This window comes from Rubripirellula lacrimiformis (assembly GCF_007741535.1).
In the GTDB taxonomy this organism is placed as follows: domain Bacteria; phylum Planctomycetota; class Planctomycetia; order Pirellulales; family Pirellulaceae; genus Rubripirellula; species Rubripirellula lacrimiformis.
Map to the genome: position 1 here is coordinate 1,555,360 of NZ_CP036525.1, position 13,503 is coordinate 1,568,862.

The 13,503-nt window shown below is 58.5% G+C and carries 11 protein-coding genes; 8 read left to right on the plus strand and 3 right to left on the minus strand.

Translation table 11 applies throughout. The features are described from left to right. The first annotated feature begins 120 nt into the window (after positions 1-120). From K227x_RS05435 to K227x_RS05450, 4 genes are all read left to right on the plus strand, one after another. Complete coding sequence (locus K227x_RS05435) at positions 121-1,446, plus strand: glucose-6-phosphate isomerase (protein WP_145168588.1); 1,326 nt, start codon at positions 121-123, stop codon at positions 1,444-1,446. A gap of 72 nt (positions 1,447-1,518) precedes the next feature. Next, entirely contained in the window at positions 1,519-2,319 is an 801-nt protein-coding gene (trpA, locus tag K227x_RS05440) for a tryptophan synthase subunit alpha (RefSeq protein WP_145168589.1), read from the plus strand. 409 nt (positions 2,320-2,728) lie between these two features. Then, positions 2,729-3,115 (plus strand): hypothetical protein, encoded by a 387-nt coding sequence (locus K227x_RS05445; protein ID WP_218933786.1) that lies wholly within the window; start codon positions 2,729-2,731, stop codon positions 3,113-3,115. A gap of 154 nt (positions 3,116-3,269) precedes the next feature. Then, positions 3,270-3,677 (plus strand): hypothetical protein, encoded by a 408-nt coding sequence (locus K227x_RS05450; RefSeq protein WP_246146561.1) that lies wholly within the window; start codon positions 3,270-3,272, stop codon positions 3,675-3,677. A gap of 223 nt (positions 3,678-3,900) precedes the next feature. Here the strand turns inward: K227x_RS05450 and K227x_RS05455 are convergent, their stop codons facing one another. Together K227x_RS05455 and K227x_RS05460 are read right to left on the minus strand one after the other, a co-directional pair. Beyond that, positions 3,901-4,545 (minus strand): lysophospholipid acyltransferase family protein, encoded by a 645-nt coding sequence (locus K227x_RS05455; RefSeq protein WP_145168590.1) that lies wholly within the window; start codon positions 4,543-4,545, stop codon positions 3,901-3,903. Next, entirely contained in the window at positions 4,545-5,528 is a 984-nt protein-coding gene (locus K227x_RS05460; protein ID WP_145168591.1) for a phosphatidate cytidylyltransferase, read from the minus strand. The genes K227x_RS05455 and K227x_RS05460 overlap by 1 nt, the downstream gene beginning before the upstream one ends. 192 nt (positions 5,529-5,720) lie before the next feature. Here K227x_RS05460 and K227x_RS05465 point away from each other — a divergent pair, with 192 nt between their 5' ends. The 3 genes from K227x_RS05465 to K227x_RS05475 all read left to right on the plus strand — a co-directional run bounded on the left by K227x_RS05465 (position 5,721) and on the right by K227x_RS05475 (position 9,730). Beyond that, entirely contained in the window at positions 5,721-7,094 is a 1,374-nt protein-coding gene (locus K227x_RS05465; RefSeq protein ID WP_145168592.1) for a phosphatase PAP2/dual specificity phosphatase family protein, read from the plus strand. A 2-nt stretch (positions 7,095-7,096) separates the two neighbouring features. Beyond that, complete coding sequence (locus K227x_RS05470) at positions 7,097-7,711, plus strand: CDP-alcohol phosphatidyltransferase family protein (RefSeq protein ID WP_145168593.1); 615 nt, start codon at positions 7,097-7,099, stop codon at positions 7,709-7,711. 147 nt (positions 7,712-7,858) lie between these two features. After that, positions 7,859-9,730, plus strand: coding sequence for a bifunctional alpha/beta hydrolase/class I SAM-dependent methyltransferase (locus tag K227x_RS05475; RefSeq protein ID WP_145168594.1), 1,872 nt, complete (start codon positions 7,859-7,861; stop codon positions 9,728-9,730). Here K227x_RS05475 and K227x_RS05480 read toward each other — a convergent pair. After that, entirely contained in the window at positions 9,712-11,217 is a 1,506-nt protein-coding gene (locus K227x_RS05480; RefSeq protein ID WP_145168595.1) for a glycosyltransferase, read from the minus strand. The genes K227x_RS05475 and K227x_RS05480 overlap by 19 nt on opposite strands. 390 nt (positions 11,218-11,607) lie before the next feature. Here K227x_RS05480 and K227x_RS05485 point away from each other — a divergent pair, with 390 nt between their 5' ends. Continuing rightward, the gene (locus K227x_RS05485) at positions 11,608-13,374 is read left to right on the plus strand and encodes a hypothetical protein (RefSeq protein WP_145168596.1); all 1,767 of its coding nucleotides are present in this window, start codon (positions 11,608-11,610) and stop codon (positions 13,372-13,374) included. Positions 13,375-13,503 lie beyond the last annotated feature (129 nt).

Here is a 13,503-nt window from a genome sequence, read left to right on the forward strand (position 1 = left end):
GGGTTGGTTGGGGGGGCAGGACGACAGACGGACAGTCGGCGGCTTCGTGCAGCGGTGGAGATGGATTAGGCTGGCGGGCGATTTGCCGTTTTCCACCATCCCGCTGGATGCACCCTGTCCATGGCCTCGCTTCGTTTCGATGTTTCCGCAGCTAGTAGCGGACCGACTAGGCTGTCCGCGGACCGGATCCAATCGATCGCCGGTCAGCTGGATCGGACCCGCGCAGATTTTCTTGCCTCGGCTCGGGACGATGCCGATCCGGCGGGGTTCTTTGGATTGCCCGAGCAGCAGTTGGCGGCGTACCTTCGCGATCGCCAACAATCGCCCTTGGGACGCATCTTTCACGTTGCCAATGGGCTGCATCACCACTTCGACGCCGTGGTGGTGTTGGGGCTTGATGACGTGACGTTGGGCGCTCGGGCGCTCCGCGATGCCTGCTGTGACCCGTACCACAATGAACGTTCGCGAGCCGCTCGGGGCAGCAAGCCACGGATGTACTTTGGCGGCGACGCATTTGACAACGACGCCGCGGCGTCGCTGATCGAGCGGATTTTGGAGGGGGGATACGGCGACACGCCGGCCGAACGGCGATGGGCCATCGTGGTGGTCGATCGCAGTGGCGAATCGTTGCCCACCGCGGTGGCGCTGCGGCAGTTCTTGGCGGCGCTGGAAATGTCGCTGGGGGCCGAAGCGGCCCAGTGGCTGGGGCGACTGGTGATCCCGATCACTGGCGGCGATGGTCGGCTGCGTTTGTTGGCGACCGAAATGGGCTGTGAAGAGGTCTACACCATCCCGGCTGGGTTGCCGTCGGGGTTCGATGTTCTGTCGCCAATCAGTTTGATGCCGGCTGCGATGCTGGGTCTGGATTGCATCAAGCTGCTGGAGGGGGCTGCGGTGATGAACGAACATTTTCGTGCCGCCGAGCCTGCCGACAACATGGCCATCCAGCATGCCGCGGTGCAGCTTGCATGCGGGGATGCCGGTGCCCGACCACGTTCGCAGGCGATCGTTTGGTCCGAAGCATTGCGGACCGTCGCCAGATGGTGTCAGTCGATCGGCGATCACGGGAACGATCACGGGGGACATCCACCCAGTCCGGCTGCCTGCGAAACCTATCGGGGATCGGGAATCCACCATATCATGGTCGACAGCGATCGCCACGACGTTTTGGGCGTGGGCCGCCTGGGGGTGGGAAACAGCCTGCGTGACCAAGACGGTCTGAACGCGATCGCCGACCAAACGTTGACCGAACTGATGCAGTCCGCCGCTGGTAACCACCGCGACCGCAGTGCCCAGTCCGGCGAATTGACCACCATCACGACCCTGCCCACAATCGACACCTTTGTGCTGGGCCAATTGTTCCAGATGTGCATGATCTCGGCTCACCTGCAACGTCAGTTCATTGGCGAACCTAGTTCGCCCGGTCCTGATTCTGGTTCGGCCTAGCGTGATTGTTTTCCCCATTGTCCGACCCGTCCATCGTCTCCCCGTTCCCTGCCACCCGTTTCGTAGTGATCCATGTCTTCAGTCGACCAGCTCTTTGCCGATCTCCGCCAGCAAGGCCGCAAGGCGTTGATGCCATTCATCACCGCAGGCGATCCTGATATCGAAACAACGGCTGCGATTCTGCGAGCGGTCGGTGCGGCCGGAGCCGATTTGTGCGAAGTCGGTGTTCCCTATAGCGACCCGGTGGCCGACGGTCCGGTCATCCAGGCTTCCTATCAACGTGCCTTGGATAAAAAGTTCAAACTCGCACAAGTCTTTGACATGGGCGATTCGCTGGTCGGTCAGATTCAGACGCCGTTGGTCACGATGGTCAGCTACGCGATCATTCATCGGGTTGGATTGGCCAAGTACGTCCAGCGGGCCAAAGCGGCTGGATACGCCGGCGCGATCGTGCCGGACTTGTTGGTCGAAGAAGCCGCTGAGTTGTCGACCATTTGCAAAGCTGCCGATTTCAGTCTGATCCAATTGGTCACCCCCACGACTCCGCGCCATCGTCAGGTGGCGATCGCCAACTCTTCGTCCGGGTTCCTGTACTACGTCTCGGTCACCGGGATCACGGGCGAACGGACGGCCCTGCCCGAAGATCTGACCAGCAATGTCCAGTGGCTGCGCGGCGAAACCGATCTGCCGATCTGCATTGGGTTCGGAATCAGCAGCCCCGAAACGGCGGCCAAGCTGGCCCCGGTCGCGGACGGGCTGATCGTCGGGTCCGCCGTCGTCCGGCGAATCGCAGCGGCGGCTGATTCAGCGTCGGCGGTCACGGACGTCGCCGATTTCGTCAAACAGCTGCGGACGGCAATCGACGCAGCCTAGCTGCTCTGCCCGAGAATTCTGTTAGCCGTTTGGGCGACAGCGGCCTGCTGATTGAGTGAGCCGCGAAGCGTGAGCGGCCGGGAATGCCCATTGGCCTCATCGCAAAGGCCCCCGTGGTTTTCGTGATCTACTGCGCCGCGACGCCGTCACTTCTTTTTCCCACCCCCGCGCAAGCCCCCTTCATCGCAGCCTAATGCGATCAACCGGCACAACCGGTCCTCTTCTCTAGCTCGCATAGCTTTTCTAACCGGCAAAGTGGCCGGAATTGCTCAAGTTGACCCAATCTGCGTGCTAGGTTTTTTTGCACACCTTCCTCAACTGGGTCGAGTCAAGCAGCCGGGGGGGCAGCTTGGCAGCCACTGACCCACTCGCCTACTACCAACATCGAATTTTCGGGGATCTTCATAGCATGGCCGTTTCCAACGCAGCACCGACCACTGAAGAAAACATCATCACCTTGGACCGTCGCGGCGACGAACGACGCTCGGGGGACGCCGATGCCATCGATACCGGAGTGATGAAGTCGCCTCGCCGCAAAAAGCAACGTCGACGTCACATCGACCCCACGACTTGCGAACGCGATTACAGCGGACAAGAGATCGAGTTCATGAAGGCCATGGACGACTACAAGCGTGACTCGGGCCGCATGTTCCCGACCTGCAGCGAAGTACTGGAAGTGATCCGAGGATTGGGATACTGCCAACTCAGCGATGACCAAGCCGAACAACTTGGTCTGGTCGTCGACGAACCTTCGGATATCGCGACGGAAGAAGACGTCTGCGAAGACGAAGTCTGATCCAAACCGATTCCCACTCTGTGTCAATCTCGCCTTTTCGGTGACTGAATGTTGACAGAGCTTTGAATAGTGAACAGCCTAGGTCTCTGAGGCGCGTCTTAACCGCGACCGGGTCTTGGGCTGTTCTCGTTTTTGTCTTGCAGAGCACTTGTCGTTGTCAAAGCTGATTCCCCTAAGTCGTCGTATCTTGGCCTACATCTGGGCGTCTCCCTACACCCTGTTGGGGGTGACGATCGGATTGTTGTTAGGCGGCCAGTTTCGATGGTTCGAAGGCGTGATCGAGATTCACAGCCGGCGGATCGCGAATCTGTTGGAAGGCCTGTGGGTGCCCGCCATGGCACTCACACTCGGCCACGTCGTGTTCGGCCATGACGGCGACGCGCTGGAAATGACTCGCGTCCACGAACGCGTCCACGTCCGCCAATACGAGCGTTGGGGACCAGCATTCGTCCCAGCCTATCTGATCTACTGGTGGCTGCTGCAAAGACGCGGGCAAGACGGATACCGCGAAAACCCATTCGAAATCGAAGCCTACGAAGCCGATACGCCCCAGTGGCACTGAGCCTTTCCAAAACTTCAACTCGAACTCGAACTTAAACTCGAACTTCCTTCCACCGCCCTGGATCCCGAACACGAGACCATGGGAGGGTGGAGGAAATAGTTCGAGTTCGAGTTCGAGTTTAAGTTCGAGTTAAAGTTTTTTGATGCGAGTGGGGGTTGATTGGCAGCGTGTGTGGCGACATCGCTCATCAATCGAAATGGCGAACGGTTATTGGCTGGATCGATCACCAGCTTTCGACGGGCAGTTCGTCTTTAAGGTGGGTCATCGAATCGGTTAGTTCGGCCATCAGTTCTTTTTTGCCCAGGCCTAGCGTCAGTGGCTGGCCGACGAACATGTCACAAAAGAATGGCACCAATAACGCTTCGCCCTTGGGAAGAGCTTTCCCTAGCCCATGCATGAACACGGGCGTGATGGGAACGTCGGGGTGTCGTTTGGCTAGGTGTGCGACACCGCTTTGGAAGGCTGCGAGTTTCTCTGGCTCGCCGCGACTGCCCTCGGGAAACAACAGCACGATGGCGTCCTGACGCAGCGCTTCGGAAATCGCTTCCAAGGGATGTTTGCCGTCTTCGCGTCTGGCCTTGGTGCGATCGATCGGAATGATGCCGACGATACGAGTGGAGAACCAACGACGCAGCGGCCGTGTCAAGAAATAGTCGGCTGCCGCGACAGGGCGTACCATGCCCAGGCGTCCGAGTCCCAGCACGTTCATCAATGCGAACACGTCCAAGTGGCTGTTGTGGTTGGCGACGATGATGGCCGGACCATGCTGGGGCAATTGGTCCACTCGCCGGACATTCGTGCCCAGCACGATCATCATCAACGGTCGAACAATCAAAGCAAAGAATGCATATCGAAGCGGACGATTCATCAGCCGTAACAGTAATAAACAAAGTGCAGGAATAGTGGTGCGGTGAAGATCAACGAGTCTACGCGATCCAAGATCCCTCCGTGGCCGGGCAGCGTTGCGCCGAAGTCTTTGATTTTCAGGTCTCGCTTGAGCGCCGAAAGACATAGGTCACCGGCGAATCCGGCCAACCCAATGATGATGCCTGCCAGGACGGATCGTGGCAGGTCCATGATCGTCAACCGCGGTCCCAGCCATGCCGCCAGTGCAACCGTCGTCGCGACGCCTCCGATCAAACCGGCCCAGGTCTTGCCGGGGCTGACCAACGGCGCGACCTTGCGGGTCAGCAGCGTTCGCCCCAAAGATTTCCCCCACATGTACTGAAAGATATCGTTCAGTTCGGTGACCAGAATCAAGAACATCAACAGCCCCGGGCCAGCGCTCGTCATCGAGATCTCTGATGGATAGGCCGCCGGGAATCGGGCACCCTCGGCTGGCTGGATCGCCAATAGGTAGGCCGCATGCGACAGGCTGAACACCGTGATCATCAAAGCCCAGTGCAGCGATCCGGCGGCTCTTAAGAAACCGTCGGTTTGACCGATCATCCACATCCGCGTCGGCAACCACACGAACATCAACACCGGGATGAAAACGATGAACATGCCGTACCAAGCCGATGCGGCAAAGTAGTACTGAATCGGTACCGCCAAGTAGGCATAGAACAGCACGCGTCGATCGGCTCGCCGCGTCGGCGTCATCGACAGGAACTCTTTCAGACCCAGGAAGCTGACAAATCCCAAGAACGCCACCGTTGCCGTTGGCGACCAAACCAGTGTCACCGAGAACAGTCCCACGATCGTCCACCAAGTTCGGACGCGGCTGCGAAGTTCGCGATAGTCGCGATCCGGTTTGACCCGCTGGATCAGCAGCGTCAGGACGCTGGAAACCGCCAGTGCTGCAAACAGGCACAGGATCGTGGTGCGGACTTCGGGGGCCAGGTGGTTCATCGCGATGGGTTCCAGAAAGATGGTACTTCATGAACATAGATCCCCTGCACTGAAAAATCTGCGCCGCGCCAGGACGAAAACAGGCACTGGAACGATTCAGCCCACCCACATGTGTCGCCGCATGGCAGATTTGACGCGACACAGCAGGCTGGGATTTGTCCCGAACATTCTTTCAGTGCAAAGCGGCAAGCCATGATGGATCATCCCAACTCGGTTGCGTCCAAATCGTGGATGCTGCGTCCATGCCGGCACCGCGTGTCTTTCGTGAATGCGTTGGGCGTCTCCGTGACCGGTTGTCTGCTGTTTCTGGTTCTGTACGGGGGCGCATCCTATTTGACGAGTTTGCGCACGGACGTTGGGACGTGGCGGTATTCTTGGGAACAGTACATTCCGCTGGTGCCGATCATGGTCGTGCCGTACATGTCGATCGATGTCTTTTTTGCGATTTCGCCGTTCCTGTGTCGGGATCAGAAAGAGCTTCGGGTCTTGGCTTTCCGGTTGGCTGCGGTGATCGCCGGAGCTGCGTTCTGTTTTGTTGTGTTTCCGTTGCAATTGGCGGTCGAACGTCCTGTCGCAAGTGGCTTCTTTGGCGGCATCTACAATGCGTTCACTGCGCTGGATCGGCCCTACAACCTCTGCCCGTCGATGCACATTGGGCTGCGGACCGTTTTAGCGGCTCACTTCGTCAGACATTGTCGGCGCCGCTCGACGAAAGCGGTGACCCATGTGTGGTTCTTTTTGATCGGGTGTTCCACGCTGTTGCTATGGCAACATCACGTGATTGATGTGGTGGGTGGATTCGTGTTGGCATTGATGGTGATGTACGCGATCGATGGCAAGCCATGGATTCGACAGCGCGGCGGTGACGCATTGGCAAATTGGCAGGGCGCGATCTGGTATGGATCGGCTGCGATGTTGTCTGTGTTGCCGGTGTTGGTGTGGCCGAAGATCGCTTGGCTTACTCTGTGGCCGGCCACCGCGTGTGGGTGCATCGCGCTGGGGTATGCCTGGATAGGTCCCGCGGTGTATCGCCGATCGAAGGGACGCATCAGTATGCCTGCCAAGATTCTGTTAACGCCTGTTCTGTTGGGGCAATGGTTGTCGTGGCGTCACTATGCCAAACAAGCAGAGATGATGAATTATGTTTGTGACGGAGTTTGGATTGGCCGTCAGCTAACGGATGTCGAAGCACGCTTGGCCGCGGGACATGGCATTGCGGCCGTCATCGATGTCTGCAACGCCTTCGACGAACCCGCATCGCTGCTTGCCATGAACCGCCTGGAAGTTCCTGTGATGGATTTGACCGCGCCTAGCGACGAACAGTTGCAGGCGTGTTTTGAATTCATTCAGCGTCATCGGGACCGGGGTGTGTTGGTGCATTGCAAGGCCGGATATTCTCGAAGTGCGGCTATCGTTGCATACTGGATGGTCCGTACCGGCCGCGCCGAGGTGGCCGAAGATGCGTTTGCAGCACTGCGGCAAATTCGCCCCGCCGTGGTGATTCGGCCGGAAATTCGCCGCGTCTTGCGCCCAACTTGTTCCCCATCCTTTGTCGCAACGGCCTGATCATGCCCAGCATCTATGACCTGAAACCACGTTTTCAGAACCTGCTGCGCCCGTGCACCGCTTGGTTGGCCCGCCACGGAGTCACCGCCAACCAGGTCACCATCGCGGCGGTGATTTTGTCCGCCATCGGCGGCGGTCTGATCGCTGCGTATCCGACTCGCCCTTGGGCACTGTTGTCGACGCCGGTGGTGTTGTTGGTGCGGATGGCGCTGAACGCAGTGGACGGGATGTTGGCTAGAGAGTTCGGCATGAAGAGCCGCTTGGGGGCGGTGCTGAATGAACTGGGCGACGTGATCAGCGATGTGGTGCTGTATTTGCCATTGGCGCTGGTGCCAATCGTTCCGGCGTGGGCCGTCGTCGCTTTCGTGTTGCAAGCGGTGATCGTCGAATTCGCGGGAGTCGTGGCCATCCAAATTGGCAGCCCACGCGGCTATCAGGGGCCGCTGGGTAAAAGCGATCGAGCGTTCTGGATGGGAGCCATGGCAACCTTGTTGGCTTTCGACATCCTGAGTCCCCGCTTGGCCATGATCGCCTTGGTTTTGTTGACGACGCTGGGCCTGGTAACCATGGTCAAACGCGTTTCGGTGGCGCTTCGGAATCAGCAAGAAACCGTTTGATAGGCCAGGGGACGAACCCTCTCTGATCTTTGTTGGCGAGTTTGCGCGTGATCGATCGCTGGGAAGAGGCACTGATGAAATGGCGACGGCAAGTGACCGTTCGCGGAGTTTGTTTCAGCAGTGTTCTTTCATTCGAGGATCTCGGTCATGCGAACGTCGATTGAGTCGTCTTTTCTAGCCAGCGACGGTCAGGAAATTTTCTATCGTGTGTGGGAACCCAGCGCCGCGAGCGATCGATCGGTGTTGCTGTTTCATCGTGGTCACGAACACTCGGGCCGTTGGCAGGAATTCGTCGACACCTGTGGCATGGATGATGCGTGGTGCTTTGCTTGGGATGCCCGCGGTCATGGTCGAACGGTTGGCCCGCGTGGCGCAGCGGAAAGCTTTGCACGGATGGTTCAGGACGCCGAAGATTTTGCTCGGCACATCGAACAGTTCTATGGACTGAAAATGAATCGAATGGCAGTCGTCGGGCAAAGTGTCGGAGCGGTGGTGGCGGCGACTTGGATCCACGACTACGCGGCACCCGTGCGAGCCATGGTGTTGGCGACACCAGCATTGCGGATCAAACTGTACGTGCCCTTCGCGATTGAGGCACTGCGGATTTGGAACAAGTTACGCCCAGGCGGATTCATTCGCAGCTACGTTCGTCCGGGCATGCTGACCCATGATGCCGCCCAGGCGGATGCCTATGCGAACGATCCCTTGATTTCGCCACAGATCGCAACCAATGTTCTGTTGGATCTGCACGACGCGTCGCAAAGATTGGTGGATGACGCAGCCGCGATTCACACACCCACGATGGTTTGGGTGTCGGGAAAGGACTATGTGGTTGACCAGAGTCTGCAGCACCGGTTCTATGATCGGCTGGCATCGGCGGACAAACGAATCGAGGTTCTAGATGATTTTTATCACAGCACGTTTTGGGAGGCAGGCCGAGACGATGTGATTCGTCGCACGGGCGATTTTCTTCGGCAGCGATTGGACGGCGGTGCGGATGTCGTCCCCAACGAAACCGCATCCAGTGAACCTGTCTTTGGCGAAACCTTGTCCAGCGAAACCTTGTCCGGCGAAACACCGCCCAGCGAAACACTTTCCCGCGGGTCACGGCATCGGTTTCAGCAATGCGAACAACCGACGTCGCTGCTTCGGCAAGCTTGGTTTGGAATTCAGAAGTTGTCGCTCGCGACCTTGGGGCGGCTCAGCCGCGGAGTGCGAATCGGATGGCAAAGCGGTTTTGACTCGGGGCAGTCTCTGGACCACGTCTATCGAAACCGTGCCGAAGGGATCACGCCGTTGGGCCGGTTGATCGATCGGTGCTATTTGAATTCCATCGGTTGGCAGGGCATCCGTCAGCGAAAGGTGAACATGGAATCTTTGTTGGACGAAGCGATCGCTGAACAATTCCGGCTTCACGGCAGCGTTACGATCTTGGATATCGCCGCCGGTCCGGGACGATATGTGTTGGACACGATGCGTCGAAATTCATCGATCCCGATTCGAGCCATCCTGTGTGATCGTGACGCGGATGGAATTGCCCAAGGGCGTCAGTTGGCCAAAGAAATGTCGTTGGCCGATCGTGTCGAATTTCGCCAAAGCGATGCCTTTGACCCCGGCATGATTGCCGCCGCTGTGGGGGATGATCCGATCCACATCGCGATCGTGTCCGGATTGTACGAACTGTTCCCCGAAAACGATCCGGTTCGACGATCGTTGGCTGGCATCACCGACACCTTGGTGGATGGCGGACGGTTGTTGTACACCGACCAGCCTTGGCATCCCCAGCAGGAAATGATCGCCCGTGTGCTGCCCAATCGTGACGGCAATCCGTGGGTGATGAGATGCCGAAGCCAGGCCGAAATGGACGCCTTGGTCGTCGAAACCGGATGCTGGCGCGACCGGATGCGAATCGATCGCTGGGGCATTTTTAGCGTTGCACTAGCGACCAAAGAAAACATCGGTGGGCGGACTTCGGATTCGCCTGTTCCAAACGAATCCGATCACGCAGCCTGTGCTTGATCGACCACCGTGGGCAGACCCATCACTTGCAGGGTGTTCGCAGCGTGATGATGCCGAGCGACTTTCTGGGCGTGGGCGATCGAACGGGCTTGGATGTCGGCACGGTGCTTAACGAACTGTTGGATCAGTTCGGGAATCTCGGCCCGGTCTTGGTAAATGAAACCGATCGAACGGTGGCCACCGGCCAATCGCACTTGGTCGGCCAGCCAACAACCGTCTGGAACGATCACTGGCACGCCGCGGACAAGCATTTCCAACAGCACGCCACTGCAGCGGGCGACATAACGCTGGGGATCGTAGAGGAATAAACCCAGGTCCGCAGTGTCCAGCCATCGATGGTAGTCGGTCGTGGACAGGTTGGATGTCATGATTTCCAAGGGGCCTGTGACCGGTCCGCCTTGGTCGGTTGCGGCGACCGCTTGATGGTAGTGGCGGTGCATGGACGCGGGGATCATCGATTCCCATCGATCGGCTGGCATCTGCATCGAAAGTTGGATTCGTCCCGATTTCAACAGGGTGGATTCAATTCCGCTGATCAACGATGAAATCGACCCACGCCCTTTCTCGGCTCGCGGCAATCCTGCAAAGACCGCTTTGACGCTTGGGTGAGTCGATGGAACGGCGACCCGGCGCTGACGTGTTGGATAGGGGATCGAAAGCACAGGGCAACCGCAATCGGTTTCTCGTAATTGCGAGGCCAAGGCGGTGGTGGTCGCGTGCAGGTGGACTTGGTGCGGTTGGATTCGTTGGATCGTGTCGCGAAGTTGGCGACCGATCGATTGCAAAATGGATTTTCGGTCGGCCGTGTCGTTTTCGTAGGCGGCAAAGTGAAAGATCACATCGATTCGCATCGCCGGAAGATCGATCTTTGATACCGCGTCGGCAAGCGCCAACATCGCGAAGTCGTCACAGGTATTGATGACCAATGAATCCGCCGATGTCGGTTGGATCTGTTGCATCAATCGCACAAAATCGGACGACCATTGGGCGATCATGTTGGCCGGTCGTTTGGTCGGTGGGTTGATCCAGTCGGCCAAACTGGTTTGCAGGTTCTGAAGACGACTGCCGCCGATGGGCTTTCCGGAGACGTTTCGCTGGACCTTGCTTTGGCCATCGACGCCCAGCGACCAGCGAACCATTCGTCGCGTCTGGAAAATCGGCACGGTCTGGCACGATGGTGGAACCGACTTGGTTTCCTGGAATGAATGGTGCGTGGCCAGGACGCACTGATAACCCATCGATTGGGCTCCGTCGATCAACAGCGTCGCCAGTTCGAAAAAATGCCCGCCGATGCTGCGGATATTGTCGTCGACCAGAATCAACCGTGGCGCACCGGACGTGACCGAAGCGTCTGACCCACGACCATGGGGTGCGGTACCGCTGGTTCCCGCGCCGCTGGTACCGGTACCGCCGCCGTCGTTCGACGGGGCCGAATCGGGCCGCCTTGTCGCGGATCGTTGGCGGGAATGGGGGAGCGAAGAAGTCACGTGGCGTCCTTTCCGTCATGCTTCCATCGGGCAATCTGATCGTCTCGGATCGTACTCGAATCCCATCGTTTTCACCAAGATCATCATGGCGGTTGGATGGTTTTCACATTGACGTTGTCAGGTGGCGGCGGATTTTCGTACGTTTCGCCGCAGGTGGATTGACTCCGTCGGTCCATTTGCCCCTTCGACCTGCCAGCCGTGCGTCATCGCGAATGTGACGCGGCCAGGGTCGCTACGAAAACGATGAATTGCGAGGCACGGATGCACGCCCCCGGAAACCGCTGGACGATTTTGCTCGTCGTCGTCGCTGTTTTGACGACATTCGGATGCCGAGGTTCGAAGCCGTTTGGACGCTTTGTTCAAGTGACGCAAGAGCCACAGAATGGCGATATGTCTGTTGATCCGCCCCGCCAACGCCTGGCAACCTCCAAATCTAGCGGTGATGTCGAAGTCACCGTGACGACTCGGGATGACGGAACTTTGCCGACCGATCGTTATGTCGCCGACCGTTCACGGACCCGGAATTCGGCCGATGGATCGGCACGCGATCAAATCGCCCGCACTGAAACCAGTCGCCAAGGGCAAAACGGTCGACTGGCATCGAGCCAACAGATGCAGTCCGAGGCAAGCGAGATGCGAGTGCCGACCATGGACACAGGCAAAAATCCGGTCGCCGATCGAGTCGCCGCTGCGTCCCCCCCAGCCAAGCAAAACTCCGACGGCAAACCCGGTTCCCCATCGACGGATGCCCAAATCAGCGATCAAACCAAACAGGTCGCCTACCAACTGGACAGTGGCAAACAGCCAAAGTCGGAACCGTCCAACCGGGCTGCGATCGAATCTGCTGCGCAGGATCATTCGGATCTGATGGCCGCCTTTAGCGACTATCCCCCCGAGGTCCAACGCGAAGCATTGCGGCGGCTCGTCGCCGCAACCGCTCGCACCGCCCAAGAAACTTCGCAGCCCGATTCACTGCACTCTGCACTGACTCGAAAACTGGACAGCCTTCCAGTGCTGCCCGCGGCGCTGACCGAGCGTCCCGAAGAAGTGCCCGTTCGATTGGCTTCATCCGACCAGCGTGCCGGACGACAAACGGACGCCCATCAACCCACATCGATGTCCCTGTCAGACGAACCGAGTTCCGCTGGCAAGACGGCACCGGTTGCGTCAGTGGCCGCCATCGTTGCGGACGACGATCACGATCATCCCGCCGGTGGTCATCCCGTCACCGACGGTGAAGCGGCGAAGCCAGAATCAGGCGTGGTGCAATCGATCGCCGACGCCCCGGCGAAGACTCAGGAGCCTGTGCAGACGGTTTCTGCGTCAAGCCAAGCCAGCGAAGGCAGTCAAATCGCACAGGCATCGGTGCCCGCGGATACCGAAAATTCGGATCCCGCGTCCAAGGACGCCCACGCGACCGCCGCTACGCCGACGCCTGCGGCTTCCTCGGCTAGCCAGGGAACCGATTCGATGTACGCCACGTTGGTCAAACGACTGTCGCAGGCACCGCCGGGCGAAACCGAATCTCAGCGATCCAGTCGGATGATCAAACTGCGCCACTTGATGGTGCTGTCCGGGGACCTCGATTCGGCCGTCCAGAAGATCGAAGGCATGTCGGAATCCGAGCAAGAATTTTTGCGTCACCAATTGTTGGGATTGTGGACCATGGTCGATCCCGATGGGCATCCGGTTCCCAGTCGCCGGATCACCACTGCCCTGCCCCAACTTCGCGAAGCCACCAAATTCGCGGCCGCAGCAACCGATTCGTTGGAAGTCCGGTCGCTGGCGTTCTGTACCGAAATCGAATCCTACGGCCAAATCAAACGCTTCCAAAGCAATCGTTTTTCCGCGGGCCAGCAGGTCATTCTGTACTGCGAAATCGAAAACTTTTCGGTCAACAAGAACAGCGACGGATTCGAAACTCACCTACAGGGCAGCTATGACGTCTACAACGCGGCCAACGAAAAGGTGGTCAGCCAGCTGTTGCCGGCTGATAAACAGGTTTCGGCAAACTACTTGCGAGACTATTTCATCGCCTACCAAATGCACCTGCCAAACCAGTTGGCCACCGGCGCCTATCGGTTGCAGTTGACGATGGAAGATGTCAACGGCAAGAAATACGGCCAAACCAGCATCCAGTTCGAAATCAAGCAATAGCCGCGGTCTGGCCCAAGCGACGCGGTGATTTCGTTCGCCGTTGCGACGCAAGGTTCCCCCACGATTCCGAACGTTTTCGTCGATTGAATGAGCCGCCAGGCGATAGCCACGGTTTCGTCGCGCATGAAC